Genomic DNA, 26,078 nt, shown 5'->3' on the forward strand with positions numbered 1-26,078 from the left:
TGCATTGTGCCCATGGTCGCTGCCTTCGCTTACCGCGTGCCGCCGCTGCGGCCCGGTCAGCGGTGCGGGCTGCCAGCCCTGCCGGTATCGGAGGAATGGGATGCCGCTCCAGGGTCAGTCAATCGATGCGCTCAGTCGACTGATGACTCGCAGCAGCTCGTCCCGATTGTCGGCGGCCTTGATCCAGTTTGGCAGCCGTGCCACCAGCGTCATGCCACCTGGCTCCGCGCCCCGCTCCCGAAGTCGAGCGCCGATGTATCCGGACAAGATGTCAAGGTGGGTGCGGTTGAACGCCCAGAGCGTGTGCCCGCCGCAGCACTGGGCCTTCAGCCACAAGGGCAGATGGAAGAACGGATCGACTGGACCGTTCCAGGATGAGACCTCGGATCCCCGTGGGGACCAGGACGCTGAGTACGCGCACCCCGGGCACGTGAGTCGACGGGGCCAGGAGGCCACCCGCCTGCTGTCGGTGGGCTGTGGGGAGCTGACCGCCCGATGCCCGCAGCGTGGGCAGACGACGTAGATGTCCTCGGCTGCCAGCTCGTACAGACTGACCAACGGATCGCGGAACCGATTCTGCTCGTCGCCCTGGCTTTCGTTCACGACGGAGACTCTGCCGCGCCTCGTCCAGCCGGCTTTCGTCGTCGACGAGGCTGGTGGACCGAGACCGGCTTGAGGTCTTCCTGACCTAGCCGATGTGCGATGGCCTGGGCCTGAACGTCCGGGTCGGTACCGTCGACCGGGAATGTCACGACGTAGCTGCCCGGTAGGGCATAACGCTGCCCGCTCAGGTCGCGGGCGTAGTAGCTGATCTCGACCACGTCGGGGCGATCCTCGGGCGCGCGGATCGCTACGTAGCGGCGTATCCAGGCTCCGCCGTCCTGCTCCCACCCCTCACGCCACAGCGTGCCCTCGAGGTTCTCGGCGACCGACCGGGCCGGCCAGGTCCGGGTAGCCCTCTCCGTCGCCTGGGCTATCTCCTCCGCGTACGCGTGCGAGTCGAACCGGAAGCTGCCCAGCCCGATCCGACGTCGAGTCCGTTGACGAGGATTCGCATGCGGTGCGACGTGAACTCGGCGGGGAACAGCAGCGGCTCCAGCCTCAGGACGTCGACCACCGGGGCAGTCTAGCCAGCGCGAACCTCGGGCAGCCGCCGCTTGTTGCGGCACCGTGACAGGGTCACTCAAGGCCAAGCGGTCAGCAGCGGGGGCGGTCGAGTGGAACGGCGGCACCCGCGAGCGCTTCGACCGTCGCCGTCGGTGCGACCGACTCCGCCGGCGTCGGTGCGGGCGCGACGGTGGGGCTCGGCGGGGCCGAGGGTGAGCTGCTGGGCGTGGGGGAGGCGCTGGCGAGGATGGCCGTAGTGCGTTGCACCTGCTTGGTGACCATGCGGATGCCGGTGGCGGTCGCCTGGCGTCCGTACACGTCGGTGACCCTGATGCTGTACGGCCCGGCGCCGAGCCCGCCCTCGATGGTCCAGTGGTTGTCGCTCTGCCGGGCGGCCTTGCGGAAGCCACCGCCCGGTCCCTTCGCCTCGACCGAGCGGAGTGGATTGCCGTGGTTGCCGACCTGGACCGCGAACCAGTACTTCGAGGCTCCGCCCTTCATCCGGAAGGTGAGCCCTCCGTCGAGCGGCGGGTTCACCACCGCCCGGTACGTCACGGATGCGATGCCCTGCGACCGGTCCGCGATCTTGGTGAACGCCTCGGTGGAGAGGTCGATCTTGCTGGGCCCGCAGCCGCCGCACTGGTCCATCACCATGACCCGGACCTTGCCGTTCGGGCCGCTCACCTCCAGGTAGCTGCCGCAGGCCGCCGATCCGGAGTACTGGGATGCGCCGAGGGCCACGTAGAGCCGGTCCGCCGGAGGGCCGGGGAAGGAGCAGTTGCCGCCCGAGCGGCCCGCGTCGTAGAAGCTGGCCTTTCCCTTGTGGACGGCGTTGCCCGTCGGCGGCGCGGCGCAGGCCGGGGTGGCGCCGCCGCGAACCGCGAGGGTGATGCCCAGGACAGCCGCCAGGGCGGTGACCCCGGCGCCGGCCAACCAGTGTCTGACCCGCCGAATCGACCGGCGCCTGCCGTTGTCGCCGGCCGGGATGTCGTGGTTGGGGGCCGTGCCTGGTGCTGCCGTCACGGCGCCTGATGTTGCCGCACGGCGCTGCGGCAGCGCAAAGCCGTCCCACCGATCGTCACTCGCCGGATCGGCGGGGCCGCAATCCGTTGATGCGGGGCCGACGACGAGATCATCTTCGGCGGCAGGAGTTGGCGGTCTGGTGGTCACCGACGCGAGCGTGCCGTCCCGGATACTGATCCGGTGATCAGCTTGCCGCATGCCCCTTCAGGATTGTCCAAGGCGACCTGGACCGACGCCGACTTCCCGAACATGGGATGGCATGACTGCCGGATCCATGCGGTGAGCGTCGGCGTGGATGACACCCTTCCGCCCGCCAGGCTCCTGCTGGACCTCGACTACATCGTGCGGTGGGTGCAACCTGCGGGAGGGGAGCGGCACTTCACCTTCTGGATCGCGCCGGCGACGCTGGTGTTCGAGGGCGCGTGGAACATCGACGGCAGACTCGGACCGCTTCACGACCTCATGGAGATCGCCGACCTGCACCGGCTTGAATCCCCGGACAGCAGCCCGGAGCCGTTGTGGCACATCGAGGGTCAGAACTTCGATCTCCGCCTTCGAGCTGCTGGCTACACCCAGTTCCTTCGGATGCCGCCGCAGCACGTCCCCCAGCAGATTCTCACCCCCGCCGAGCGTGCCGGGATCAGCTTCGCCGAGCAGCCGTTCGCCTGACAAGGGTGCCGACGCCCCCGCTGATCAGGAGCGCCCGGGATCAGGCATCCCTGAAGGTGCTGACGCTGACCGAGCGGAGCCGGCCTGTCCACGGGGGCGCAGGCCGTTGAGGGCGGTGGCGACGACGAGGTCGGCGTACTCGGCGGTGAGCGGCCCGCTGCGTTGCAGCCAGCGGTTGAGCACCGGCCCCCAGATCATGTCGACCGCCACGCCGAGGTCGACGTCGTCGGCGATCTGACCGGCCTGCTGGGCGCTGCGCAGGCGTTGCCGTTTGGCCTCCTTCAACGGCCCGTCCAACCGTTCGGCGTACGCCGCGGCCAGCTCGGGGTCGAGCGCGATCTCGGTGGCCAGCGCGCGCATCGGTTGCTCGTACCGGGGGTCGTTCATCTCCTCGACCGTCGCCCGCAGCACCACTGTCAGGTCCGCCGCCAGGTCGCCGGTGTCCGGCAGCGTCGGCGGCCCACCCTCGGTGGCCTCGCTGAGCATGAGGAAGGCGTCGAAGATGACAGCGCCCTTCGACGGCCACCAGCGGTAGATGGTCTGTTTGCCGACGCCGGCCCGCGCGGCGATGCCCTCGATGCTGAGCTTCGCGTACCCCGTTTCCTGAAGCAGGTCGAAGGCCGCGGTGAGGATGGCGCGTCGGGAGGTCTCTCTCCGGCGGGCCGTGTTGGGCGTCATGGGCGAAACGATACCAGCAACGAGACGGACCGTATCGTCTTGACGGCGGAGGCGTCGCGGGCCTAGTCTCGGTCCATCGCGAGACGGACCGTCTCGTCTTGAAAAGCTTGGAGCACACATGCGTACCTGGTTCATCACCGGTGCCAGCCGCGGCCTGGGCCGCGCCTTTGCCGACGCCGCGCTCGACCGGGGTGACCGGGTGGTCGCCGCCGCCCGGACCATCACCCAGGCCGACTTCGACGAGAAGTACGCCGACCAGTTGCTGACCCTGACCCTCGACGTGACCGACCGGGCGGCGGTCATCGCCGGCGTGAACACCGCCGTCGAGCACTTCGGCCCGCTCGACATCGTCGTCAACAACGCCGGCACCCTGTCCATGGGCATGATCGAAGAGTTCACCGAGGCCGAGGCGCGCGCCCAGTTCGAGGTCAACCTCTTCGGCGCGCTCTGGGTCAGTCAAGCCGTGCTGCCGCACCTGCGCGCCCAGCGGTCCGGCCACATCGTGCAGGTCTCCAGCATCGCCGCGCTCGGCGGCTTCCCGAGCACCGGCCTGTACAGCGCGAGCAAGTTCGCCCTGGAGGGTATGAGCGAGGCGCTGGCGATGGAGGCGGCGGCCTTCGACATCACTGTCAGCATCGTGCAGCCGGGCGGTTACTGGACCGACCTCTACACCAGCGTGCGCGCCACCACCCCGATGGACGCCTACGCACCACTGCGCGCCGAACTGGAACGGCAGTGGGCAGAAGGCTCGATCGACAGCGAGCCGCGTCTGGCCGCCGAGGCGCTGATGCAACTGGTCGACAGCGACGAGCCGCCGCTGCGGCTCCTGCTCGGCAGCATGGTGTACGACCTGGCGTTCGACATCGCCCGCCGACGGATGGACACCTGGGCGAGCTGGGAGCAGGTCAGCCGCGCCGCCGAGCACGCCGTCGCCGACCCCGGGCATGCGCATTGATGGGCATCGCACCCTTGCTGCCGCAATGGTCCAGCCACAATTCCGACCCATGATCATGCCTGAATGCGGTCAGCCTGGGAAACACCTGATCCCCTCGTGAGGCGCGATTCAGACGGAGAGGAAGCACCCATGGCTGTCAAAACCATGACGCGACCCGGCACCACGGAGATCCGGCCATTCAAGGTGGAAATCCCCGACGCGGACCTCAAGGCGATGCGTGCCCGCATCGCCGCCACACGTTGGCCCGAGCAGGAAACCGTGCCGGACCAGTCGCAGGGCGTGCAGCTCGCGACAATGCAGGCCCTCGCGCGTTACTGGGAGAAGGAGTACGACTGGCGCAAGGTCGAGGCGCGGCTGAACGCCCTACCGCAGTTCATGACCGAGATCGACGGCCTCGACATCCACTTCCTCCACATCCGTTCGAAGCACGAGGACGCCCTGCCGCTCATCGTCACGCACGGGTGGCCGGGTTCGGTGATCGAGCAGCTGAAGATCATTGACCCGCTCACCAATCCCACCGCGCACGGTGCGAGCGCCTCGGACGCCTTCCATCTGATCATCCCGTCGATGCCCGGTTACGGCTTCTCGGGGAAGCCGAGCAAGCCCGGCTGGGACCCGCAACACATCGCAAACGCGTGGATCGAGCTGATGAGGCGCCTCGGCTATTCGCGATTCGTGGCGCAGGGCGGCGACTGGGGTGCGCTCATCACGGAGCTGATGGGTGTGCAGGCACCTCCGGAACTGATCGGCATCCACACCAACATGCCGGGTGTGTATCCGCCCGACATCGATGCGATGCTCCAGTCCGGTATCACCGGTGCGAACAATCCCCTCGGGTCGCTTCCGTCCAACCTCTCCGACGAAGAGAGGCGCGCTTGCGAACAGGCGGACTTCTTCTGGAAGCACTCCAGCTACGCCCTTGAGATGGGACGCGCGCAGACGCTGACCGGATTGGCGGACTCGCCCGTCGCCCTGGCGACGTACATGCTCGACCATGACGCAGCCAGCCTGAAGCTCATTTCTGAGTCCGTCGCCGGGCAGCCCCGAGGCATCACGCCGGAGGACCTCCTCGACAACATCTCGCTCTACTGGCTGACGAACACCGGGGTTTCCTCGGCTCGTCTGTACGCGGAGAACCAGCTCTCCTTCTTCGCGGCCAAGGGCGTAACGATCCCGGTTGCCGTGAGCGTGTTCCCTGACGAGCTCTACCAGGCTCCCAAGAGTTGGGCGGAGCAGGCGTACCCCAATCTCATCCACTACAACAGGCTGGATAGGGGCGGGCACTTCGCCGCCTGGGAGCAGCCGCAACTCTTCTCGGAAGAGATGCGGGCCGCCTTCCGGTCGCTGCGCTAGATGGCCGTGCACCTGCCCCCGCTGAACGGGGCGGCCGAGTGGCTCAACTCCGAGCCACTCGGCCCCGCCGACCTGGGTGGACGCGTCGTCCTGGTCAACTTCTGGACGCTGACCTGCATCAACTGGCTGCGCCAGGAGCCGTACGTGCGTGCCTGGTCGCAGGCCTACCGCGATGACGGGCTGGTCGTCATCGGGGTGCACACCCCGGAGTTCGGATTCGAGCACGAGGTCGACTGGGTGCGGCGGGCGGTGGCGGCCCGATCGATCGACTACCCGGTGGCGGTCGACAACGACTACACGATCTGGAGCGCGTTCGACAACCACTACTGGCCGGCGCTCTACTTCGTCGACACCGACGGCGTCATCCGCGACGAGCACTTCGGCGAGGGACGCTACGAGCAGTCCGAGCGGGTGCTCCAGCAACTGCTCGGCATCGAGCGGGAACCCGTACCCGTCAACGGGCTCGGCCCGGAGGCGGAGGCCGACTGGACCAACCTGCGCACGCCCGAGACGTACCTCGGTTTCAGTCGCGGGGAACACTTCGCGTCGCCGAACGGCCCGGCGCTCGACGAGCGCCGCGCCTACCAGGTGCCGGAGAGCCTCGCCCTCAACCAGTGGGCGCTGGCGGGGGAGTGGACGATCGGGTCGGAGAACGTCGTGCTGGACCGGGCCGGCGGCGCCATCGCCTTCCGGTTCCACGCCCGCGACGCGCATCTCGTGCTGGCCCCCGTGGCGGGAGCGTCGATCCCGTTCCGTGTGCTGCTCGACGGTGACGCTCCCGGCCCGTCACGCGGCGTCGACGTCGACGAGGACGGCAACGGCGTACTCCAGGACGGCCGGCTCTACCAGCTCGTCCGCCAGGACGGCGGGGTCCGGGAGCGGACCTTGGAGATCACGTTCGGCGAGCCCGGCGCGGAGGCGTACGCCTTCACCTTCGGCTGACGCGGAGATCGACACTGTTCTCCGTGCCGGATACCGGTGAGAAGCTGCGTATCTGAGCGCCGGGTCGCAGGCGGCTGTCGGTCGCGTACCGGTCGGCGAGCGCCTTCTCCGCGGCCTCGTCGCCGTCGTCGGCTTCGAGCAGCAGGGCGGCGATCTCGTCGGCGAGCGTGAGGTCGGCGTTGGCGAGGTCGTCGGTCATCGCGCCGAAGCTGTCCCACAGCAGCAGCTCGTCCTTCTGTCGATGGGCCAGTTCGTGCAGGACGTAGTTGTAGATGAACCAGGCGCCGCGCACCGGCATGTCGGGGGCCACGCCGTAGACGTCGGGATCGACCGTCCCGGCCCGGTACGCCGACCACACCCGCGCCGCCGAGTCGAAGAGCCCTGCCGTCGGGTCGATGTCGTAGCCGTCGAACCGCCGGTCGCCGGCCGGGTCGAGCTCCGGATCGGCCCAGACCCAGCGTTCGCCGTTCCAGTACTCCACCAGCACGTGATCGTGGTGCCAACCGGGGGTGAAGTAGGAGGCGAAGCCGACCCGGCTGCGGCTGGGAATGCGGTGCTGACGGAGGATCGCGATCGACAGCAGTGTGTGGTCCCGGCAGCAGCCGGCCACCCGGTCCACGGCCGGGCGCTCAGCGGTGAGTGGCAGGGGAAAGCGGGACTGGTCGGTGTCGAGGATGCGGTCAACCCAGCGGCGATTCACCTCTTCCAGGCGGTCGTCGGGCAGTTCGACGCCGCCGGCCCGGTAATGGACGATCACGTTGCGGGCGGTCGCCGCCACGGTGGGGATGTCGGACGCCACCGCGTCGAGGAGCCGGCGGCGCGGACCGGGGTCGCTGTAGGGGGAGTGTCTCCGGTAGTCATCGAGGTCCATGGGGCCAGTCTCGGGGCCGCCACCGTGTCAGGGTCAAGGCGCTTTTTCCGGATAGTGTCGACCGCTGTGACAACGCCCGAGATCACCATCGCCACCCCAGCGGACCGCGACGCCGTGGTGCGTTCGCTGGTCGCCGCATTCGTCAGGGATCCGATCCTGCGGTGCCTCTTCCCCGACGAGGAGACCTATCCGCGATACGCCGCAGCCTACTTCGGGCACCTCTTCGACAAGCGGGTGCACCAGTCGTCGATCTGGACGCTCGGTGGGGGCGCGTCGGTCGCCATCTGGGAGCCACCGGCCGGGTCGTCGACCGGGTCACCGAAGGGCGGGCTCGCCGCCCACTACCCCGCCGACGTGATGGCCCGCGTCCAGAGCTACGACGACGCCGTGCACGCCGCGCTGCCGACGTTCCCGTTCTGGTACCTCGGCGTCCTGGGCACCCACCCCGACAGCGCCGGACGCGGTTGGGGCCGTGCCGTCATGCGGGCCGGCCTGGCCCGTGCCGCCGCCGACGGCCTGCCGGCGATCCTGGAGACCAGCAACCCGGGCAACGTCGAGCTGTACCGCCGGGCCGGCTGGGAGGTGGCGGGCTTCCTGCCGGAGCCCTTGCCCACCTGGATCATGCAGCAGCCGCCGCGCTGAACACGCTGATTGCGCGCCTCCTACGATCGGCGGCGTGCACACCACCCCCTCCAGCCCCATCGACATGCCACAGATCTTTCCGGCGGTTGCGCCGTTGGCACGGACGACCGTCCGGTTGCATCCCCGCCCGGGGCTGCCGACAGTGGAGCAGAGTTCGGTAGGCGGCCCGCTGCTGTGGCCGGCCGACGAAGCGTGGCCGATGTGCGACGGGCCGGAGCCGGGCGACCACTACCTCGACATTCCGGGTGAGCCGGCGGCACCGCTGGTGCCGGTGGTCCAGTTGCTGGCCGAGGACGTGCCCGAAGTGCCGTTCCCGGCCGGCACGGACGTCCTACAGGTGTTGTGGTGCCCATTCGAGCATGAGCCGTGGACGTCACCTCGCCCTGCACTGCGGTGGCGTCGCCGCGCCGACGTCGGCGCCCGGCTTCACGAGATGCCCGTACCGGATGTGGAGTCAGATCCAGCGCACGTCCCCAACCCGTGCGTGCTCGACCCGGAGCGGGTCACCGAGTACCCGGGCTGGGACCTCCCGGATGCCGTGTGGCCGCAGATCGAGGACACGATGAAGCAGGTCGCGCAGGAGACCGGTTGGGAGTACGAAAGCGATCTGGCGGTCGCCTCGGGGATCAAGGTCGGCGGTTACCCCGGCTGGACGCAGTCTCCGGACTGGCCGGTCTGCGAGTGCGGCTCGTCCATGGACCATCTGCTGACGGTCGCCAGCTGGGAGTTCAGCCGCGGTGACGAAAAGCGGTGGATACCGGTAGAGGATCGTCCGGCGATGGCCGGTTGGGAGACGGCCACCACCGACGATCACCCGTGGTCGACGATCCAGAACCCCACCGGGCTCATGCTGGGCGACGTCGGTGGCATCTACCTGTTCGTCTGTACGACCTGCCCCACCAGGCCCTTCGACTACCGTTTCGACTGTTCCTGACGCATCCGGATGGTCACTGGCAGGCTCATATCCCTGGCCGACGGCCCAATCTTGGACAGTTTCCGTTAACTGATAACGGAAACTGTCCAAGATCTGCGCGGGACCGCCGCGCTGAACGCTGATTGCGCTCACCTGAGGGTGAGCGGGACCGGTTGCCCTTGGCGTATCTCGAGGACCGGCCGCTTGCCCAGCGGTTGGGCCAGGTTGAAGGTGACGCTGCGCTGGTAGCCCGACATGGGACACACCTCGCTGGTGTCGTGATACTGCGCGATGACGATGACCACGACGGCGTTGGCCGACTCGACAGGCTGGGCGTGATAGTCGGCGCCGCAGCTCTCGGTGGCTGGTCCCCGAGCGCCGGTGAAGGTGGCCGCCAACTGCGTACCGGCACCGATTGTGGTCGCCGACTCGATGGCGATGCCCGGCGGGGAGTTCCACCGTGGTGGTGTCGGGGTGACGGCGCCAGCGCCACCTGCGTCGATGATGGCCTGGTCGTACCGGGCCAAGGCCTCCCGTGCCTGCTGACGCAGCTCGCCGAGGCTCTCCCCGCGGGGTAGCGCGGCGTCGACAGGGGCGTCCGGGTCGGTGTCACAAGCAGTGAGCATCGCCGCCGCCACCACCGGAACGACCCAGTGCCATCGCACCATCGAAGACCCCTTTTCGACAGAGTGACCGCCAGGATTATCAACCGTCGGCCTCGGTTGCCGCCGCCGCCGCAGCGGCGAAGATGCGCGCGTAGATCTCGTCGATCACGTCGTTCTTCGCCAGGCTGTAGTCGCGGGGCCGGTGCGCGGTGTCCCGCGCGAGGCGCCGTTTGGTCGCGGCGTACCGCTCCCGGTCGTGCGGATGCGCGCGCAGCCAGTCGCGGAAGAGCAGGTGCCGGAGGGGTTCCGGCGCACCCTGCGGCCAGACGTGCAGGTTGACGTCCTCGGCGGGGCTGAGAAGCATCCGGTGCCCGTGCCACCAGGGCTCCCGAAGGACGAGCCGGTACCCGAGCCGTTCCAGGGCGGGGACATAGCCGGACTCGTCGGCGGTGTCCCCGATGACGAGGTCGACGTCGATGACAGGCTTGGCCGCCAGCCCCGGCACCGCCGTCGACCCGACGTGTTCCACCCCGATGATCAGACCACCCAGCGCCTCGGTGAGCGACGACCGGACGGCGAGGAACCGCTGCGCCCAGGCCCTGTCGTACTCCTCGATGACGACGGACTCCCACGTCCGTGGCGGCTCGCCCACCAGGCCGGCGTCGACCTGTTCGGGGGTGCCGTGGAAGCGCTGTACGACGTCCTGCGGATACTCGGCCACGTCAACCTCCTCGGGAAGCAAAGTCCGCCAGGCTACGACACGACGACCGGCGCGGCCGCACCCGACCGATGCGGGCATCGGATGTCGGGTGGACGACCCACCCCGCGACCTAGCGTCGGTACTCGAAAGGGAAGGAGGCCCGGGTGCTGGATCGGCTCAACGAGGCCATGGCGTACATCGAGCGTCACCTCGACCAGAAGATCGAGGTGGCCGAGCTGGCGCGGATCGCGCTGACGTCGGAGTACCACTTCCGGCGGCTGTTCTCCGCACTGGCCGGAATGCCGCTGTCGGAGTACATCCGTCGGCGTCGGCTCACCGTCGCCGGTGCGGACGTGCTGGCGGGGGAGCGGACGTTGCTCGACGTCGCGGTGCACTACGGCTACGGCTCGGCGGAGGCGTTCGCCCGGGCGTTCCACGCCGTGCACGGCGTGGGGCCAGGAGAAGCCCGGCGTACGGGGGCAGCGTTGCGCGCCCAGCCCCGGATGTCCTTCCGACTCACCGTCGAAGGGAGCGGCAGCATGGAGTACCGGATCGTCGACAAGGACGCGTTCGCGCTGGTGGGGCGCAAGGCCCGGGTCCCGCTGGTGCACGAGGGGATGAACCCGGCGATCGTCGCGTTCATCAGGAGCATCGACAGGGAGACGACCGAACGGATCGAGGCGCTCTCCGATCAGGAGCCGAAGGGAATCGTCAACGTCAGCGACAACCTCGCCGACAGTCGGCAGGAGGGCACCGAGCTGGACTACTGGCACGGGGTGGTGACCAGCGCCGCACCGCCGGAGGACCTGGACGCGCTGCCGGTGCAGGCCGGGTCGTGGGCGGTGTTCACCACCTCCGGTGCGTTTCCGCAGGCCGTGCAGTTCCTGTGGCGTGACGTGTTCACCCAGTGGTTTCCGTCCAACCCGTACCGCAGCCGACCGGGACCGGAGATCTCCCGGGTCCGGGTGTCGGCGGACGGCAGCCAGGCGGACGCCGAACTGTGGATCCCCGTCGAACGGGTACCCACCCCTATGTAGAGTTCCGATACAGTGGTCGGATGCGGATGACCATTCCGGTCGCGAAGGTGCTCGCGGCGCTGCTCGCCGAGCCCGACGAGCAGCGCTACGGGCTCGACCTGATGCGACTGACCGGCCTGCCCAGCGGCACCCTCTACCCGGTGCTGCACCGCTTGCAGGGGGCCGGCTGGCTGGCCGCCGACTGGGAGGCGATCGATCCCGTCGCGGCCGGGCGGCCGGCCCGCCGCTACTACCGACTGACCGCCGTCGGGGTGACGCAGGCCCGGCAGGCGCTCGCCGACCTGCGGGCCGCGATTCCCGACGGTGGCCGTCGCTCGTGGGGCGGCACCGAGCCCACCGGAGCACCGGCGTGGTGACCCGCCGGGCCGCCGAGCTGCTGTTGGAGTTGGCCGCGCGCCGCTGGCCGGCCGATGTTCGCGACGACCTGCGCCGCGAGTGGGCCGCCGAGCTGCACGTGCTCGCCGACAGTGGTCACCGGACGAAGATGGTCGGCTTCGCGGTGAGCCTGGCCGTCAGTCGGACCGGCGCCCCGATCGTCGACCGCCGCCTGATGCACGGTCGGGTCGGCCGCACCCTCGCCGCACTGCTGCTCTCCCCGATCGCCTGCGTCGGAATCGTGCTCGTCAGTGCGTACTCCCTCATGCCGATCGAGCGGATGGTGACCCCGGACTGGTCTCAGCGGATGCAGAAGCCGATCTGGACGGCGCTCACCGTCGGGTTGGCGGTGCTGCTGGCGGTGTTCGCCGCGCGCTGGGCCCGGCACACCGCACTCGACGGCCCGCTACGCATCGCGCTCGGAGTGGTGCTTCCCATCGGCGTGACCGCTGTCGTGTTCCTGTCTGCCGTCTCCCCGGACGCCATGGTCACCTTCGTACCCGGGCTGCTGCTCTGGTTGGCCGGCCTGACGCTGGCCCTCTGGGCCGCGGCGGTCCTCGCAGGCCGGAATCGACTGCGCGCCGCCTGGTGGGTGGGCGTCCTCGGCGCACTCACCGCCGCCGACCTCGCGGTGATTCTCGCTGTCGTCGACGTCATCGCGGCGGGCGCTCGCGCCGGCCCGGTCAGCAGTCCGACGCCATTGGGCGGCGTCGACTGGATCTCCTCGCCGCTGTGGCTCCTCGCCACCTGGACGGAATGGAACATCAGCCTGCCCCGGCCCACCATCTCATGGGAGATCTTCCACATCGTCACCAACGAGGTGCGGGCGGAACCCATGCTCTACCTGGCCTGCACGCCGTACGCGCTCGCGTACACCATCCGGGCGGCCCGGTCGGCGCCCGCCGAGACGGTCGCCCTCGCGCCGACCCCGGTGTGAACCTCAGTCGGGTACGTCGTCCCACGTCGTACCCGGCTCCAGGTAACCGGCCAACTGGTTCTCGCGCAACGCGTACGCGATGACCAGCAGGGCGTGCTTGTCCAGCTCGGGCAGCCGGTCCAGCGGGAACCACCGCACGGCCAGCGACTCGTCGTCGTTGACGCGGGCGGTGCCGGCCACCAACCGGCACAGGAACCCCAGGTTCAGGTAGTCGCAGCGGTCCCCGTTCGGGTAGGTGTGCGGGTGCGACACGGCGCTGGACATCCGCACCGGCGCCACCTCCAGGCCCGTCTCCTCGCGCACCTCGCGGACCAGCGCGGTGGCCGGCTGCTCGCCCGGCTCGACGAAACCGCTGATCACCGACCAGCGCCCGTCGTCGGCACGCTGGCCGAGCAGCAGCTCACCGGCGTCGTTGCGGACCACCGCGCTGACGCTCGGCAGCCACAGCAGGTCGTGACCGACGTGCTTGCGCAAACCCACGATGTAGTCCGGAATCGCCATCCGGCGATCATAGGCGTGCCCGACAGCGAGGCTCACCTGCGCATCTTCTGGTGTTCCAGTCCCACGCGTTTCGCCATTTCGGCCCGACGAACGCAATGCATATCTACTGTGGAGATCGTCGGCGACTTGTGCGATCCGGTGGCGGCCGGCCGGTTCGCGGTGCACAGTGATTCCCATGAGCGACAGCGGACGTGGTGGGCAGTTCTACTGGTGCACCCGGCATCACCGGGTCGAGACGGACGCCAACGTGTGTCCGGCGAAGCACGTTCTCGGCCCGTACGACTCGGCGGCCGACGCGGAGAACGCCCTGCAACGAGTGCAGGAGCGGAACGAGGCGTGGGATGCCGAGGACGCTCGGTGGGCCGGGGACGACAGATAGGCGGCGCGGGACGGCTCGCGCCGAGGTATTTCGTGCTCCGCGAGGACGCACGCGAGAGCACGTCCCCCGAGGAGGGAACCACGATGGCCGAAGCACAGCAGGCCACCAAGCGCCCGGCCGCCCGACGCACCACCGCGAAGAAGACCGCCGCGGCGGAGCGGAACACGGCGGCGAGCCGGACCACCCCCGTGCGCAAGTCCACCACGGCTGCCGCGAAGGCACCGGCCCGCAAGGCCGCCGGCGGGGCGGGCCGCGCCCCGGCCAAGAAGACCACCACGGCGGCCACGAAGGCCCCCGCGAAGAAGGCCACGACCAAGACCACCGCCGCGGCCAAGAAAGCCCCCGCGAAGGCCTCGACCACCACCCGCAAGACGACCACCGCCGCCAAGCGGGCCCCGGCGTCCACCGCGCGCAAGACCACCACCGCCGCGAAGAAGACCAGCGGTACGACGAAGAAGACGGCGAGCGCGGCGAAGAAGACCACCGCCAGCGCGGCGAAGAAGACCACCGCCGCCGCCAAGGCCCCGGCGCGTAAGACCACCACCGCCGCCAAGGCGTCGGCGCGCAAGACCACCACCGCGGCGAAGGCCCCGGCGCGGAAGGTGGCGACCAAGGCGTCCGCCGCCAAGAAGACAGCGGCGAAGAAGACGACCGCGGCGAAGAAGACCGCGTCGACCCGCCCCAGCGGCGGCGCGCGCAAGGCTCCGGCCAAGAAAGCCCCAGCCGCGAAGGCGACGGGTACCTCGTCGACCACCGCCCGTAAGGCGGCGGCGAAGAAGGCCCCGGCGAAGAAGACCGTCGCGGCCAAGGCGCCGGCCCGCAAGGTGACCGCCCGCAAGACTCCGGCCCGCCCGGTCGCCGCCCGAGCCGCCGCCCCCAGGGGGGCCCGCAGCGCCGCCCGCAAGGCGACCGGCTGAGCGGGGAGCAACCCCTCACCGGGCGGATTTCCGGCCGGTCACCGGAAGCGGATCACCCGTGGCGCTGTCAGGATTGACCCGTGGTCATCCGACGCGTACTCGCGCCCCGTATCGATTTCGGCGCGTTGCGCCGCGAACTCGGCCTGCCCGAGGAGTTTCCGGCCGACGCCCAGCGTGAAGCCGACGAGGCGGCTGCGGCACCGCCGCAGCCGCCCGTCGACCGCACCGACATACCGTTCGTCACTGTCGACCCCGCCACCTCGCGGGACCTGGACCAGGCGATGCACCTCAGCCGCCGGCCCGGTGGGGGCTACCGGGTCCGGTACGCGATCGCCGACGTCGCGGCGCACGTCACCCCGGGTGGGGCGTTGGAGGCGGAGACCTGGCGGCGGGGGCAGACCATCTACCTGCCCGACGGCAACGTGCCGCTGCACCCGCACACCCTCAGCGAGGGTGCGGCCAGCCTGCTGCCCGACGACGACCGGGCCGCTGTGGTCTGGACCATCGACCTGGACGCCGACGGCGGCACCGTGGCCGTCGAGCTGGAACGCGCCCTGGTCCGCAGCCGCGCCAAACTCGACTACAGCGGGGTGCAGGCGGCAGCCGAGGCCGGGCGGCTACCCGACCCGATCGCGCTGCTGCCGGAGATCGGCGACCGACTGACCGCCCGTGGGCTGAGCCGGGGCGCCATCAACCTGCCGCTGCCCGAGCAGGATCTGGAGCCCGACGGTGAGGGCTGGCGGCTGGTGCTGCGCGCGCCGGTGCCGATGGAAGAGCACAACGCGCAGATCTCCCTGCTGACCGGGATGGCTGCCGCCGACATCATGCTGGCCGGCCGGGTCGGTCTGCTGCGTACGATGCCGGCGCCCAAGCCGGAGGCGGTGCAGCGGCTCCGGGCCGCCGCCGCGCCGCTGGGCGTGCACTGGCCGGACGACGTGGGCCCGGGGCAGGTCATCGCCGGTCTGGACGCCGCCCAGCCGCGGGCCGCAGCGTTCATCGACCAGGCGGCCGAGCTGATGCGGGGTGCCGCGTACACCGCCTTCGACGGGGAGGTGCCGGAGCAGCCGGAACATGGTGGCGTGGCGGCCGCGTACGCCCACGTGACGGCGCCGTTGCGGCGGCTGGCCGACCGGTACGCCACCGAGGTCTGCCTGGCCCTGCACGCGGGTCAACCGGTGCCCGACTGGGCCCGCGCCGCGTTGCCCCGGCTGCCCGAGGTGATGGCGAGCACCGACCGGGTCGCCTCGGCGGCCGCTCGTGGCGCCGTCGAGCTGGCCGAGGCGGCGGTGCTGGAGCACCGGGTGGGCGAGACCTTCGACGCGGCCGTCCTCGACGTCGACGCCCCGCCCAACGGCAAGTCCCGGCCCCGACCGCCCGGTGGCACCGTCGCGCTGGACGCCCCGCCGGTACGCGCCCGATGCCTCGGCCAACTGCCGCTCGGTGAACGGGTCCGGGTCCGCCTGGTCACCGCCGACCCGGCGGCCCGTACCGTCCTGTTCGAGCTGGCCTGACCAAGTCGCCGTCGCTGCCCGACCGTCGCCCGCCTGCGTGGTCGCCCGCCCTGGCTCGGGCCTCGGTGGCGCGGTCGCTCGCGGCAGCGGGGATTCTCACAGCGCTCGGCGCTGCTGACGTGCCGAGCGGTTTGCGAGGATGAGGCCATGGCATACGACGCGAGCACGCTGCCCGACGTGTCCGGGCTGACGGTCGGCATCATCGGTGGCACCGGCGACCAGGGGCGGGGCCTCGCCTACCGGTTCGCGCGGGCCGGCCAGACGGTGCTGATCGGGTCCCGGTCGGCTGAGCGGGCCGCCGAGTCCGCGGCCGAGATCGCCGCCCTGCCCGGGGTGCCGGCCGGCGGCAGCGTCACCGGTGCGGCCAACGACGAGGTGGCTCGACGCAGCGACGTGGTGATCATCGCGGTGCCGTGGGACGGGCACGCCGCCATCGTCGCCGCCCTCGCCGAGCCGCTCGCCGGCCGCATCGTCGTCGACTGCGTCAACCCGCTCGGCTTCGACAAGCAGGGCCCGTACGCGCTGACCGTCGCCGAGGGCAGCGCCGTGCAGCAGGCCGCCGCGCTGCTGCCCGACTCCCGGGTCTGCGCCGCGTTCAACCACGTCAGCGCCCCGTTGCTGGCCGACCCCGAGGTCGACCGGATCGACCTGGACGTGCTGATCTGCACCGAGGACCGCGAACTGGTCGACATCGTCGGTGCGCTCGCCGCCCGGATCCCCGGCATGCGGGGCATCTACGCCGGCCGGTTGCGCAACGCCCACCAGATCGAGGCGTTCACCGCCAACCTGATCGCCATCAACAAGCGCTACAAGGCGCACGCCGGCATCCGCGTCACGGACCTCTGACCCGAGCGGCGTGATCCACTGCGGGTTCGATGAGAAAGCGGTGTCGGGGGACACCCTGATCTCGACAGACCCGAGTGGATCACGCCGTGCTCGGTCCTAGAAGGTGTGCTCGGCGGCGGGGAACTCGCCGCCGCGGACCTCGTCGGCGAAACGGCGGGTCGCGTCGGTGAGAGCGCCGGCCAGATCCGCGTACCGCTTCACGAAACGGGGCGCCCTGCCCGTCCGCAGCCCGGCCATGTCCTGCCAGACCAGCACCTGCGCGTCGGTGTCCGGGCCCGCGCCGATGCCCACCGTGGGGATCGGCAGCTCGTGGGTGATCCGCTTGGCCACCTCGCCGGGCACCATCTCCAGCACCACAGCGAACGCGCCCGCCTCCGCCACCGCCCGTGCGTCGGCCAGCACCTCGTCGGCGGCGTCGCCGCGACCCTGCACGCGGTAGCCACCCAGGGTGTGCTCACTCTGCGGCGTGAAGCCGATGTGCGCCATCACCGGAATGCCGGCGCCGACGATCGCGGCGATCTGCGCGGCGTTGCGGCGGCCACCCTCCAACTTCACCGCGTGACAGCCACCCTCCTTCATGAACCGGACGGCGGTACGCAGCGCCTGGGCCGGGCCCTCCTCGTACGAGCCGAACGGCAGGTCACCGACGATCAGCGCCTGCCGGGTCGCCCGCACCACGGCCCGGACCAGCGGAAGCAGCTCGTCGGCGGTGATCGGCAGGGTGGTCTCGTAGCCGAACACGTTGTTCGCGGCCGAGTCGCCGACCAGCAGCACCGGAACACCGGCCTGGTCGAAGATCGACGCCGTGTACTGGTCGTACGAGGTGAGCATCGGCCAGCGCTCGCCGCGCTCCTTGGCGGCCATCAGGTCGCGGGTGCGGACCCGTCGGGTGGCCGGGCCGCCGTACAACGCGGTCACCTCGTGCGGAGTGGACTCCACCATCTCTGTCTCCCTTCCTCGAGGCCGCCTGCGCGGTCCCCGGGTTCCGTCGCGATCGTCGCACCGCGAGACGGGCTGACGGCAGGGCCCAGTGCAAGATGTCACTCCACCAGCGCGGGGCCGCCCCGCCCGGCCACCCGCGAGGTCACCGCGGCGGCGCCGGGTCGCGCCACCGACCCGGCACCCCCCAGGGAGTACGGCTCAGCCGTGCTCGCGCCACCGGTTGGTGATCGGCAGACGGCGGTCCCGGCCGAACGCCTTCATGGAGATCTTCGTGCCCGGCGCCGACTGCCGTCGCTTGTACTCGGCGGTATCCACCAGCCGCAGCACCTTGTCCACGATCGCCGGGTCGTGACCCGACTCGACCAGCCCGTCGCGGCCGAGGTCGCCGTCGACGTAGCCGATCAGGATCGGGTCCAGGACGTCGTAGTCGGGCAGGCTGTCGCTGTCGAGCTGGCCCGGGCTCAGCTCGGCGCTCGGCGGCTTGCCGATCGAGTTCTCCGGGATCGGGGCGGTCTCACCGCGCCGAGCCGCGTCCCTGTTGCGCCACTTCGCGAGCCGCCAGATCAGCGTCTTCCAGACGTCCTTGACCGGGTTGAAACCGCCCACCGAGTCGCCGTACAGGGTGGAGTAGCCGACCGCCAGCTCACTCTTGTTGCCGGTGGTCAGCACCAGGTGGCCCTCCTGGTTCGACAGCGCCATCAGGATCACGCCACGGACCCGGGCCTGCAGGTTCTCCACGGCCACGCCGGACAGCGACAGGTTGGCCAGGAAACCGTCGACCATCGGCTGGATCGGCTCGACGCGGTAGTCCAGGCCGGTGCGCTTGGCCAGGTCGGCCGCGTCCTCCCGGGAGTGCTCCGAGGAGTGCTGGCTGGGCAGCGACACCCCGACCACCCGGTCCGGCCCGAGCGCGTCGACGGCGAGCGCCGCCACCACGGCCGAGTCGATGCCGCCGGAGAGACCGAGCACCACCGACGGGAACCGGTTCTTGTTGACGTAGTCGCGCAGACCCAGCACCAGCGCCTGCCACACCTCGGCCTCGTCGGCCACCGGCTCGATCAGCCCGCCGGTGGCGGCCGGGCCGGACGGCGTGGGCGGAATGCCGTCCAGCGTGCTGTGCACGATCCGCATGCCGTCGGCCACCGTCTCGCTGGTCGGCGGGGTGTCGGCGGCCGGCAACTCGACGTCGTGCACGAGCAGGTGCTCCACGAACTGCGGTGCCCGGGTGAGCAGCTCACCGTCGGCGCTCACGATCATCGAGTCGCCCTCGAAGACCAGCTCGTCCTGGCCGCCGGTCATGTTGACGTACGCGATGGCGGCGCCCGCCTCGGCGGCCCGGCGGCGGACCAGCGGCAGCCGGATGTCGTCCTTGTTCAGCTCGTACGGCGAGCCGTTGATGTTGACGACCAGGCCGACGCCGGCCCTCCGGGCGGCGGCGAACGGACCGCCGGCCTGCCACAGGTCCTCGCAGATGGTCAGCGCGACGTCCACGCCGCCGATCCGCACCACTGTCAGCTCGTCACCGGAGACGAAGTACCGGTCCTCGTCGAAGACCCCGTAGTTGGGCAGGTGGTGCTTGAAGTAGCGGGCGGCCACGACGCCCCGGTGCAGCAGCGCGGCGGCGTTGCGGGCACCTCGGCCCGGCTCGGCGTCCCCGCTGACCTGCGGCGGGCCGTCGGCGTCCAGGTAGCCGACCACGACCGGCAACTCGCCGAGACCGTCGGCGGCCAGATCGGCGGCCAGCCGCTCCACGGCGGCCCGGGACGCGGCGACGAAGGAGCGCCGGAAGACGAGGTCCTCGACCGGGTACCCGGTCAGCATCATCTCCGGGAAGAGCACCAGCTGGGCACCGGCATCGGCGGCCTGGCGAGTCCAGCTGCGGACCAGGTCGGCGTTTCCGGCGAGGTCGCCGACGCTCGGGTTGACCTGGGACAGGGCGAGACGCAGGGTGGGCATGCCTTCATCTTGCCCCAGCCTCGTCGCGACAATCCGTACCCTCCGGCGAGATTGCCGCCACCCGCCGCGACGGGCGCCCGCGAGGGCCCGGCGGGGCGTGAGCTCGGCCGTCGTGGCGGCGGACGCGGCGACCCGGCGGGGCCCGCGCTCGCCGGGCGGGACACGAGGGGACGGGCGGCGGCAGTTCGCGTAACGTCTGCGTAACCAGGCCCGGGAACACTGGGCGATCAGGTCGGGTACAGCCCGGCCAAGGCGGACAAAACGTGTCGCGAGGGGTTGGGGAAGTGGACCGTCAGCAGGAGTTCGTCCTCCGCACGCTGGAAGAGCGGGACATCCGGTTCGTCCGGCTGTGGTTCACCGACGTTCTGGGCACGCTCAAGAGCGTTTCGGTGGCCCCCGCCGAGCTCGAGGCGGCCTTCGAGGAAGGCATCGGCTTCGACGGCTCGGCGATCGAGGGCTTCGCCCGGGTCTTCGAATCGGACATGGTCGCCATGCCCGACCCGACCACCTTCCAGGTCTTCCCCTTCGAAGGTGGGGTCAGCGGCGAGAGCGCCCGGATGTTCTGCGACATCCTGCTGCCCGACGGCGGGCCGTCCTGGGCCGACCCGCGGCACGTGCTGCGCCGCGCGCTGTCCAAGGCAGCCGAGAAGGGCTTCACCTTCTACACCCACCCCGAGATCGAGTTCTTCCTGCTGGAGAACGGTCCGCAGGACGGCTCGGTGCCCACCCCGGTCGACACCGGCGGCTACTTCGAGCACACCACCCACGCCGTGGCCCGGGACTTCCGCCGTCAGGGCGTGCTGGCCCTGGAACGGATCGGCATCTCGGTGGAGTTCAGCCACCACGAGGTCGCGCCCGGCCAGCAGGAGATCGACCTGCGCTACGCCGACGCGCTCACCACCGCCGACAACATCATGACGTTCCGGCACGTGGTCAAGGAGGTCGCGCTCTCCACCGGCGTGCAGGCCAGCTTCATGCCGAAGCCGTTCACCGACCAGCCGGGCAGCGGGATGCACACCCACCTGTCGCTGTTCGAGGGCGAGCGCAACGCCTTCCACGACAGCGGCGACCCGATGAAGCTGTCCAAGGTGGCGAAGTCGTTCATCGCCGGTCTGCTGGTGCACGCCCGGGAGTACACGGCTGTCACCAACCAGTGGGTCAACTCGTACAAGCGGCTCTTCCCGCAGCACCTGCCCGACCGGATCACCGAGAGCCCGGCGTACGTCTGCTGGGGTCACCTCAACCGGTCCGCGCTGGTCCGGGTTCCCGCGTACGGCAAGCCCAACTCGGCCCGGGTCGAGGTCCGCTCACTGGACTCGGCGGCCAACCCGTACCTCGCCTTCGCGGTGCTGCTCGGCGCCGGCCTGAAGGGCATCGAGGAAGGCTACGAGCTGCCGCCGGGCGCCGAGGACGACGTTTGGTCGCTGACCAGCGCGGAGCGGCGCGCCATGGGCTACGAGGCGCTGCCGGAGAACCTCGCCGAGGCGATCGACGTGATGGCCGGCTCCGAACTGGTCGCCGAGGTGCTCGGCGAGCACGTCTTCGACTTCTTCCTGCGCAACAAGCGGGCCGAGTGGGAGCAGTACCGCCGCGAGGTCACCCCGTACGAGCGGCAGCGCTACCTGGCCCTGTAGACGCAGGGGCTGACGCCGTTGCGCGCTGCCGCTATCGTCTCGATCACCGCGCCGGTACCCCTCCGGGCGGAGAGTCGGGAGGCAAGTCGGTGCTGGAGGATCTGTTCAGCGGTGCCTGGCAGAGCGTCGTGTTCGGGATCGTCGGCGTCGGCCTCATGGCCGCCGGCTTCGGGCTCGTCGACCTGCTCACCCCAGGCCGGCTGCGAGACCTGATCTGGGTCGAGCGCAACGCCAACGCGGGGCTGCTGCTCGCCGCCAACCAGCTCGGCATCGCCGGGATCGTCTTCACCGCGATCCTGACCAGCTACAGCGACTTCGGCAAGGGGCTCGCCTCCACCGTGGTCTTCGGACTGGTCGGGTTGGCGATCATGGCGCTGGCCTTCGTGGTGCTGGACCTGCTCACCCCCGGCAAGCTCGGCGAGGTCATCTGCTCACCCGAGCCGCACCCGGCCGCCCGGGTCAGCGCCGCCACCCACTTCGGGGCCGCGCTGATCGTCTGCGCCTGCATCGCCTGAGGCGGTTGTCCGGGGCGCTGTGCGGGCGGTTGCTGGAGGGCGTCGTACCCCGGCCGTAGCGTGCCGGGCATGAACCGCACGGATCGCCTCTACGCGCTGGTCGAGGAGCTGCGGGCGGTGTCACCACGGCCGCGCAGCGCCCGCTGGCTGGCCGCGCGCTTCGAGGTGAGCAGCCGGACCATCGAACGGGACCTCGGCGCGTTGCAGGAGGCCGGGGTGCCGATCTGGGCCGAGCCCGGGCGCACCGGCGGCTACGTCCTGGACCGCGCCCGCACCCTGCCGCCGGTCAACCTGACCGCCGCCGAGGCGGTGGCGATGGCCGTGGCGCTGCACCGGCTCGCCGGCTCGCCGTTCGCCGGGCCGGCCGCCACCGCACTGCGCAAGCTGGTGGCGGTGCTGCCGGCCGCCGACGCCGCCGAGGCACACCGCCTCGCCGGCCGGGTGCATCTGATCGGCGACGGGCCGGCCACGCCCGTCCCGGCCACCGTCGCCGACGCGGTCGCCGCGCGGCGGGTGCTGCGCATCCGGTACGCCGACCGCGCCGGCACCGAATCGACCCGTGACGTCGAGCCACTCGGCTACCTGGGCAACTCCCGACACTGGTACCTGGTCGCCTGGTGCCGTCTGCGCGACGAGCTGCGGTGCTTCCGTACCGACCGGATCCGGAGCGTCGGGGCTCTGCCCGACGTGGTGGCCCGGGAGCTACGCCTGACGGATCTCGACATCCCGCACGAGCGGGTCCGTGCGCTGAGCCTGGTCTGAGACGCGTGCTTCCCGGCGCCTCGTCGGGGAAAACCCGGCCAGGTGACCCGGAAACACCGACAGGACGCTGTCGCGAACGGCGCCGAGACTGCTCCAGACGACGGCCGAACGGCCGGCACGGAAATTCTGGAGGCAACAGATGTCCAGGTCCACGACGCCCATCACCTGGTTCGAACTCGGCACCGACCGGCCCGAGGACGCGGAGCGTTTCTACGGCGAGTTGTTCGGCTGGACCTTCGAGGAGCAGGGTCCGCCCAACGGCGGGTCCTACCGGGTGACCGGGGCCGGTGGCGACGCCGGGATCGGCGGGGCGATCAGGGCGACCGACGGGACGTCGCCGAACTACGCGGTGTTCTACGCCGAAGTCGCCGACGTGGCGGAGACCTGCCGACGGGCCGAAGCGGCCGGCGGCCGGGTGCTGGTGCCGGCGCGTACGACTCCGAGCGGTCTCACCTCGGCCCACCTGCTTGACCCGACCGGCAATCGTCTGGGCGTCTTCTCGCCCCCGCCTCAGCAGAGCTGACGCCCCTTCCAGGGCGGGGCTGCCGGGGCCGGCCCCGGGCGGTCGGGGCCTGCCGGGGCCGGCCTCGGCCGGTCAGTGCTTGCCGGGGCCGGCCCCGGCCTGCTGGTGCCTGCCGGGGCCGGACCCGTCGGACTACTTGCCGGGCGTACCTTCGCCGTGCTGGCCGCCCGGGCCGCGGTGGCCGCCGGGGCCGGGGAAGACGCCGGCCTCGACGGCCTTGGTGATGGCGTCGGCCTGCTCCTGGGTGAGCTTGCCGTCCTTGACGGCCTGGTCCAGGCGCTGCTTGAGCGCGGCCTGCCGGTCCTCGGCGGACGGGCGCTGCGGCCGGTCGGCCGGCCGGTGCTGATCGCGGACCTTCTCCAGTGCGGCGGTCACCTTGTCGGTGGGCACGCCCAGCTCCTTGGCGAGCGCCTCGGCGAACTCGCCCTGCCGGTCGGCCTTCGCACCCGGAGCCGCGCCGGGAGCCGGGGCGGTGCTGGCGCTCGGTGTCGGCGTGGGAGTGTCGGCGGCGAACGCGATCGTCGGGGCCGCGATCCCGACGCCGAGGACGCCGGCGGTGGCGAGGCCGGCCAGCAGATGCTTCCTACGGATGGTGCGGGACATGCTGTCCTCCAGAGGTTCGGTCATCCTGCGCTGTCATCACCGACAGTGACCGGGCTGTCTGGGCGGAGGCCGTGGCGACCCTGTCAGCGAGCTGACAATCAGGGGCCGGCGGGGGGCGAAATCGGTTGTGTGGTCGCTGGCCGAGCCGTCAGGGTGGACGATCCACCGACGGAAGGACACCGCGACATGACCGTCGAGATTCGGGAGATTCCAATCGGCGAGCCGGGCGCCGGACCGTACGGCATCACGCCTGGCCCTGACGGCGCGCTCTGGCTGACGTTGGCCCACGCCGGCGGCGTCGCCCGGTTGTCGCCCGACGGCGCGGTCCGGACCTACCCGCTGGATCCGCCCGGCGGTCGCCCATTGATCATCACGGCCGGGCCGGACGGGGCGCTCTGGTTCACCCGCTCGGGAGACGACCGGATCGGCCGGATCACCGTCGACGGTGAGCAGCGCACCATCGCCCTGCCGGCCGGCACCGGGCCGGGCGGCATCGCGGCCGGGCCTGATGGTGCGCTCTGGTACGCCGGGATGACCTCCGACTCCATCGGCCGGGTGGAGACCGACGGCACCCACACCACATTCCCGCTGCCGGTGACCGGCGGATTCGCCTCGATGATCACTGCTGGCGCGGACCAGGCTCTCTGGTTCACCCTCAACCAGGCGAACGCGATCGGTCGGATCGACCTCGACGGCAGGGTGACCCTGCATCCGTTACCCACCGTGAAGGCGGGCCCGGTCGGCATCACCGTGGGCGACGACGGCGTCATCTGGTTCGTGGAGATCGCCGCCGGTCAGCTCGGCCGGATCGACCCGGATGGCAAGATCGTCGAGTTTCCGCTGCCCGACCGGGAGGCCCGACCGCACGCGATCGTGGCCGACCCGGACGGCGGCGCGTGGTTCACCGAGTGGGGTGCCAACCGGATCGGTCACCTCGATGCCACCGGACGGATCCGGGGCTACGCCCTACCCACCCCCGACGCCGAACCGCACGGCATCACCCGCACCCCCACCGGCATCTGGGCCGCCCTGGAAATCGGCGCTGTAGCCCACCTGACCCCACCCACCCCTTGAACCTGCCCTGGTTGATCAAGAGCTTTGCGTCAGGATCCGCTCCGAACATGACGCAAACCTCTTGATCACCCGGTGAGGGCCGGGGGCGGGAGGGGGCGGGGTGGGGTTAGTGGACTGCTGGGGTTGCGGTGAGGGTGGCGGTGGTGGTGTCGAGGGTGGCGGTTGTGCCCACCGGGACTGTGAGCTGGTTGGGGCCGTGGCCGATGGGGAGGCCGCCGAGGACCGGTACTCCCAGGTCGCCGAGGCGTTCGGTGAGTACGTCGACGATGGTGGTGTCCCAGCCGTCGCCGCAGTCGGTGAACTGCCCGACCGCCACCCCGGCCAGTCCGTCCAGCGCGCCGGCCCGGCGCAGGTGGGTGAGCATCCGGTCGACCTTGTACGGGGGTTCCTGCACGTCCTCGATCAACAGCACCGCACCGGTCAGGTCGGGCAGGTCCGGCGTGCCGATCGACGCGGCGATCATGCACAGGTTGCCGCCGAGCAGGGTGCCGGTGGCGCGACCCGGGACGCGTACGCCGAAGGTCTCCTCGGTGGGGACCGCGGTGATCGACACCGGTTCGGTCGTCATCAGCGCCGCGTGCAGGGACTCGGCGGAGCGCAGCGGCGTCCGCTCGTCGCGCCAGGCCGCCCCGGGGCCGTGCACCCCGGCCAGGCGTGCGCCCCGCCACAGTGCGAACTGCAACGCGGTGATGTCCGAGAAGCCGGCCACCACCTTCGGGTCGCGGCGTACGGCGGCCATGTCGATGGCGTCCACGATCCGCTGGGCGCCGTAGCCACCACGGGTGCAGATCACCCCGCGCACGTCCGGGTCGGAGAAGGCCGCGTTCAGGTCGGCGGCACGCAGGTCGTCGGTGCCGGCGAGGTAGCCGTGGCGGGCGTACGCGTTCGGCGCAGGCACCGGGCGCAGGCCCCAGCCGGTGAGCAGTTCCATGCCCCGGGCCACCCGCTCCGGCGAGGTCGGCCCGGACGGCGACACCAGCAGCACCGTGTCACCCGGGCGGAGCACGGGCGGGCGTACGGCGGCGCTGTCCTCGCTGATCACAACCGCAGAGCCTAACCACCCTGACCATGCCCAGGCCGTCACCCAGCGGGCGGACCTGTGCCGGGG

30 protein-coding genes are annotated in these 26,078 nt (G+C 70.9%); 18 read left to right on the top strand and 12 right to left on the bottom strand.

Going from position 1 to position 26,078, the window contains the following annotated elements; genetic code table 11:
- Nucleotides 1-114 precede the first annotated feature (114 nt).
- From ABTW72_RS19015 to ABTW72_RS19025, 3 genes are all read right to left on the bottom strand, one after another.
- Nucleotides 115-336 carry a hypothetical protein gene (locus ABTW72_RS19015; protein ID WP_350860415.1) on the bottom strand — a complete coding sequence of 74 codons (222 nt, stop codon included), beginning with the start codon at nt 334-336 and terminating at the stop codon, nt 115-117.
- Between the two features lie 263 nt (nt 337-599).
- Entirely contained in the window at nt 600-821 is a 222-nt protein-coding gene (locus ABTW72_RS19020) for a hypothetical protein (protein ID WP_350860417.1), read from the bottom strand.
- Nucleotides 822-1,197: 376 nt separating this feature from the next.
- A complete protein-coding gene (locus ABTW72_RS19025) occupies nt 1,198-2,130 on the bottom strand; it encodes an expansin EXLX1 family cellulose-binding protein (RefSeq protein ID WP_350860419.1) in 933 nt (310 codons plus the stop codon).
- Nucleotides 2,131-2,310: 180 nt separating this feature from the next.
- On the opposite strand from ABTW72_RS19025, the gene ABTW72_RS19030 reads away from it, so the two are divergent.
- Entirely contained in the window at nt 2,311-2,799 is a 489-nt protein-coding gene (locus ABTW72_RS19030) for a hypothetical protein (protein ID WP_350860421.1), read from the top strand.
- Between the two features lie 24 nt (nt 2,800-2,823).
- Here the strand turns inward: ABTW72_RS19030 and ABTW72_RS19035 are convergent, their stop codons facing one another.
- The gene (locus ABTW72_RS19035; protein ID WP_350860423.1) at nt 2,824-3,477 is read right to left on the bottom strand and encodes a TetR/AcrR family transcriptional regulator; all 654 of its coding nucleotides are present in this window, start codon (nt 3,475-3,477) and stop codon (nt 2,824-2,826) included.
- Between the two features lie 118 nt (nt 3,478-3,595).
- Here ABTW72_RS19035 and ABTW72_RS19040 point away from each other — a divergent pair, with 118 nt between their 5' ends.
- From ABTW72_RS19040 to ABTW72_RS19050, 3 genes are all read left to right on the top strand, one after another.
- A complete protein-coding gene (locus ABTW72_RS19040; RefSeq protein ID WP_350860425.1) occupies nt 3,596-4,432 on the top strand; it encodes an SDR family oxidoreductase in 837 nt (278 codons plus the stop codon).
- A 129-nt stretch (nt 4,433-4,561) separates the two neighbouring features.
- Nucleotides 4,562-5,785 carry an epoxide hydrolase family protein gene (locus ABTW72_RS19045; RefSeq protein WP_350860427.1) on the top strand — a complete coding sequence of 408 codons (1,224 nt, stop codon included), beginning with the start codon at nt 4,562-4,564 and terminating at the stop codon, nt 5,783-5,785.
- Nucleotides 5,786-6,727, top strand: coding sequence for a redoxin domain-containing protein (locus ABTW72_RS19050; protein ID WP_350860429.1), 942 nt, complete (start codon nt 5,786-5,788; stop codon nt 6,725-6,727). It begins immediately after the preceding gene.
- Here the strand turns inward: ABTW72_RS19050 and ABTW72_RS19055 are convergent.
- Nucleotides 6,714-7,598 (bottom strand): transglutaminase domain-containing protein, encoded by an 885-nt coding sequence (locus ABTW72_RS19055; RefSeq protein WP_350860431.1) that lies wholly within the window; start codon nt 7,596-7,598, stop codon nt 6,714-6,716. The genes ABTW72_RS19050 and ABTW72_RS19055 overlap by 14 nt on opposite strands.
- A gap of 66 nt (nt 7,599-7,664) precedes the next feature.
- Here ABTW72_RS19055 and ABTW72_RS19060 point away from each other — a divergent pair, with 66 nt between their 5' ends.
- Both ABTW72_RS19060 and ABTW72_RS19065 read left to right on the top strand, forming a co-directional pair.
- Nucleotides 7,665-8,240 (top strand): GNAT family N-acetyltransferase, encoded by a 576-nt coding sequence (locus tag ABTW72_RS19060; RefSeq protein WP_350860433.1) that lies wholly within the window; start codon nt 7,665-7,667, stop codon nt 8,238-8,240.
- 34 nt (nt 8,241-8,274) lie between these two features.
- A complete protein-coding gene (locus ABTW72_RS19065; protein WP_350860435.1) occupies nt 8,275-9,174 on the top strand; it encodes a hypothetical protein in 900 nt (299 codons plus the stop codon).
- 128 nt (nt 9,175-9,302) lie between these two features.
- Here ABTW72_RS19065 and ABTW72_RS19070 read toward each other — a convergent pair whose 3' ends face one another.
- Together ABTW72_RS19070 and ABTW72_RS19075 are read right to left on the bottom strand one after the other, a co-directional pair.
- Nucleotides 9,303-9,821: a hypothetical protein gene (locus ABTW72_RS19070; RefSeq protein WP_350860437.1), complete on the bottom strand. Its 519-nt coding sequence runs from the start codon at nt 9,819-9,821 to the stop codon at nt 9,303-9,305.
- Nucleotides 9,822-9,858: 37 nt separating this feature from the next.
- Nucleotides 9,859-10,479: a GrpB family protein gene (locus ABTW72_RS19075; protein WP_350860439.1), complete on the bottom strand. Its 621-nt coding sequence runs from the start codon at nt 10,477-10,479 to the stop codon at nt 9,859-9,861.
- Between the two features lie 143 nt (nt 10,480-10,622).
- On the opposite strand from ABTW72_RS19075, the gene ABTW72_RS19080 reads away from it, so the two are divergent.
- Genes ABTW72_RS19080 through ABTW72_RS19090 form a run of 3 tightly spaced genes read left to right on the top strand, consistent with a single transcriptional unit; the run spans nt 10,623 to nt 12,807 of the window.
- Nucleotides 10,623-11,495 (top strand): GyrI-like domain-containing protein, encoded by an 873-nt coding sequence (locus ABTW72_RS19080; RefSeq protein ID WP_350860441.1) that lies wholly within the window; start codon nt 10,623-10,625, stop codon nt 11,493-11,495.
- Between the two features lie 20 nt (nt 11,496-11,515).
- Nucleotides 11,516-11,851, top strand: coding sequence for a PadR family transcriptional regulator (locus tag ABTW72_RS19085; RefSeq protein ID WP_112675937.1), 336 nt, complete (start codon nt 11,516-11,518; stop codon nt 11,849-11,851).
- Entirely contained in the window at nt 11,845-12,807 is a 963-nt protein-coding gene (locus ABTW72_RS19090) for a hypothetical protein (RefSeq protein ID WP_350860443.1), read from the top strand. Before ABTW72_RS19085 ends, ABTW72_RS19090 begins: the two co-directional genes overlap by 7 nt.
- Before the next feature lie 3 nt (nt 12,808-12,810).
- On the opposite strand, the gene ABTW72_RS19095 is transcribed toward ABTW72_RS19090, so the two are convergent.
- Nucleotides 12,811-13,308, bottom strand: coding sequence for an NUDIX hydrolase (locus tag ABTW72_RS19095; protein WP_124855792.1), 498 nt, complete (start codon nt 13,306-13,308; stop codon nt 12,811-12,813).
- A 175-nt stretch (nt 13,309-13,483) separates the two neighbouring features.
- Here ABTW72_RS19095 and ABTW72_RS19100 point away from each other — a divergent pair, with 175 nt between their 5' ends.
- The 4 genes from ABTW72_RS19100 to npdG all read left to right on the top strand — a co-directional run bounded on the left by ABTW72_RS19100 (nt 13,484) and on the right by npdG (nt 16,961).
- On the top strand, nt 13,484-13,687 hold the full coding sequence (locus tag ABTW72_RS19100; protein WP_124855794.1) for a hypothetical protein: 204 nt from the start codon (nt 13,484-13,486) through the stop codon (nt 13,685-13,687).
- Nucleotides 13,688-13,770: 83 nt separating this feature from the next.
- Complete coding sequence (locus ABTW72_RS19105) at nt 13,771-14,604, top strand: histone (protein WP_350860445.1); 834 nt, start codon at nt 13,771-13,773, stop codon at nt 14,602-14,604.
- A gap of 80 nt (nt 14,605-14,684) precedes the next feature.
- Nucleotides 14,685-16,115 carry an RNB domain-containing ribonuclease gene (locus tag ABTW72_RS19110; protein WP_350860447.1) on the top strand — a complete coding sequence of 477 codons (1,431 nt, stop codon included), beginning with the start codon at nt 14,685-14,687 and terminating at the stop codon, nt 16,113-16,115.
- A 147-nt stretch (nt 16,116-16,262) separates the two neighbouring features.
- Nucleotides 16,263-16,961 (top strand): NADPH-dependent F420 reductase, encoded by a 699-nt coding sequence (gene npdG / locus ABTW72_RS19115; RefSeq protein WP_350860449.1) that lies wholly within the window; start codon nt 16,263-16,265, stop codon nt 16,959-16,961.
- A 96-nt stretch (nt 16,962-17,057) separates the two neighbouring features.
- On the opposite strand, the gene panB is transcribed toward npdG, so the two are convergent.
- Together panB and ABTW72_RS19125 are read right to left on the bottom strand one after the other, a co-directional pair.
- Nucleotides 17,058-17,903, bottom strand: coding sequence for a 3-methyl-2-oxobutanoate hydroxymethyltransferase (gene panB, locus ABTW72_RS19120; RefSeq protein ID WP_350860451.1), 846 nt, complete (start codon nt 17,901-17,903; stop codon nt 17,058-17,060).
- A gap of 198 nt (nt 17,904-18,101) precedes the next feature.
- Nucleotides 18,102-19,859: an NAD+ synthase gene (locus tag ABTW72_RS19125; RefSeq protein ID WP_350860453.1), complete on the bottom strand. Its 1,758-nt coding sequence runs from the start codon at nt 19,857-19,859 to the stop codon at nt 18,102-18,104.
- A gap of 284 nt (nt 19,860-20,143) precedes the next feature.
- On the opposite strand from ABTW72_RS19125, the gene glnA reads away from it, so the two are divergent.
- The 4 genes from glnA (at nt 20,144) to ABTW72_RS19145 (ending at nt 23,293) form a co-directional block, all read left to right on the top strand.
- Nucleotides 20,144-21,493: a type I glutamate--ammonia ligase gene (gene glnA, locus ABTW72_RS19130; RefSeq protein ID WP_091409557.1), complete on the top strand. Its 1,350-nt coding sequence runs from the start codon at nt 20,144-20,146 to the stop codon at nt 21,491-21,493.
- A gap of 89 nt (nt 21,494-21,582) precedes the next feature.
- The gene (locus tag ABTW72_RS19135) at nt 21,583-22,008 is read left to right on the top strand and encodes a DUF350 domain-containing protein (protein WP_112582646.1); all 426 of its coding nucleotides are present in this window, start codon (nt 21,583-21,585) and stop codon (nt 22,006-22,008) included.
- A gap of 69 nt (nt 22,009-22,077) precedes the next feature.
- Nucleotides 22,078-22,770, top strand: coding sequence for a helix-turn-helix transcriptional regulator (locus tag ABTW72_RS19140; protein ID WP_350860455.1), 693 nt, complete (start codon nt 22,078-22,080; stop codon nt 22,768-22,770).
- 139 nt (nt 22,771-22,909) lie between these two features.
- Nucleotides 22,910-23,293, top strand: a complete 384-nt coding sequence (locus ABTW72_RS19145) for a VOC family protein (protein WP_350860457.1) — start codon at nt 22,910-22,912, stop codon at nt 23,291-23,293.
- Between the two features lie 132 nt (nt 23,294-23,425).
- Here the strand turns inward: ABTW72_RS19145 and ABTW72_RS19150 are convergent, their stop codons facing one another.
- Nucleotides 23,426-23,896 carry a hypothetical protein gene (locus ABTW72_RS19150; RefSeq protein WP_350860500.1) on the bottom strand — a complete coding sequence of 157 codons (471 nt, stop codon included), beginning with the start codon at nt 23,894-23,896 and terminating at the stop codon, nt 23,426-23,428.
- A 186-nt stretch (nt 23,897-24,082) separates the two neighbouring features.
- Between ABTW72_RS19150 and ABTW72_RS19155 the strand changes: the two genes are divergently transcribed.
- Nucleotides 24,083-24,970 (top strand): Vgb family protein, encoded by an 888-nt coding sequence (locus ABTW72_RS19155; protein ID WP_350860459.1) that lies wholly within the window; start codon nt 24,083-24,085, stop codon nt 24,968-24,970.
- Between the two features lie 106 nt (nt 24,971-25,076).
- On the opposite strand, the gene ABTW72_RS19160 is transcribed toward ABTW72_RS19155, so the two are convergent.
- Nucleotides 25,077-26,012 (bottom strand): S66 peptidase family protein, encoded by a 936-nt coding sequence (locus ABTW72_RS19160; RefSeq protein ID WP_350860461.1) that lies wholly within the window; start codon nt 26,010-26,012, stop codon nt 25,077-25,079.
- Nucleotides 26,013-26,078: the final 66 nt, after the last annotated feature.

Origin of the sequence: Micromonospora sp. NPDC127501, assembly GCF_040302185.1 — a bacterium.
GTDB lineage: Bacteria > Actinomycetota > Actinomycetes > Mycobacteriales > Micromonosporaceae > Micromonospora.

Excerpts from the sequence above, each read along its gene's own strand:
- ABTW72_RS19035 (WP_350860423.1), bottom strand. The coding sequence starts at position 3,477 with ATGACGCCCAACACGGCCCGCCGGAGAGAGACCTCCCGACGCGCCATC.
- ABTW72_RS19040 (WP_350860425.1), top strand. The coding sequence starts at position 3,596 with ATGCGTACCTGGTTCATCACCGGTGCCAGCCGCGGCCTGGGCCGCGCC.
- ABTW72_RS19045 (WP_350860427.1), top strand. The coding sequence starts at position 4,562 with ATGGCTGTCAAAACCATGACGCGACCCGGCACCACGGAGATCCGGCCA.
- ABTW72_RS19050 (WP_350860429.1), top strand. The coding sequence starts at position 5,786 with ATGGCCGTGCACCTGCCCCCGCTGAACGGGGCGGCCGAGTGGCTCAAC.
- ABTW72_RS19055 (WP_350860431.1), bottom strand. The coding sequence starts at position 7,598 with ATGGACCTCGATGACTACCGGAGACACTCCCCCTACAGCGACCCCGGT.
- ABTW72_RS19070 (WP_350860437.1), bottom strand. The coding sequence starts at position 9,821 with ATGGTGCGATGGCACTGGGTCGTTCCGGTGGTGGCGGCGGCGATGCTC.
- ABTW72_RS19085 (WP_112675937.1), top strand. The coding sequence starts at position 11,516 with ATGCGGATGACCATTCCGGTCGCGAAGGTGCTCGCGGCGCTGCTCGCC.
- ABTW72_RS19095 (WP_124855792.1), bottom strand. The coding sequence starts at position 13,308 with ATGGCGATTCCGGACTACATCGTGGGTTTGCGCAAGCACGTCGGTCAC.
- ABTW72_RS19100 (WP_124855794.1), top strand. The coding sequence starts at position 13,484 with ATGAGCGACAGCGGACGTGGTGGGCAGTTCTACTGGTGCACCCGGCAT.
- ABTW72_RS19105 (WP_350860445.1), top strand. The coding sequence starts at position 13,771 with ATGGCCGAAGCACAGCAGGCCACCAAGCGCCCGGCCGCCCGACGCACC.
- npdG (WP_350860449.1), top strand. The coding sequence starts at position 16,263 with ATGGCATACGACGCGAGCACGCTGCCCGACGTGTCCGGGCTGACGGTC.
- panB (WP_350860451.1), bottom strand. The coding sequence starts at position 17,903 with ATGGTGGAGTCCACTCCGCACGAGGTGACCGCGTTGTACGGCGGCCCG.
- ABTW72_RS19125 (WP_350860453.1), bottom strand. The coding sequence starts at position 19,859 with ATGCCCACCCTGCGTCTCGCCCTGTCCCAGGTCAACCCGAGCGTCGGC.
- ABTW72_RS19140 (WP_350860455.1), top strand. The coding sequence starts at position 22,078 with ATGAACCGCACGGATCGCCTCTACGCGCTGGTCGAGGAGCTGCGGGCG.
- ABTW72_RS19145 (WP_350860457.1), top strand. The coding sequence starts at position 22,910 with ATGTCCAGGTCCACGACGCCCATCACCTGGTTCGAACTCGGCACCGAC.
- ABTW72_RS19150 (WP_350860500.1), bottom strand. The coding sequence starts at position 23,896 with ATGTCCCGCACCATCCGTAGGAAGCATCTGCTGGCCGGCCTCGCCACC.
- ABTW72_RS19155 (WP_350860459.1), top strand. The coding sequence starts at position 24,083 with ATGACCGTCGAGATTCGGGAGATTCCAATCGGCGAGCCGGGCGCCGGA.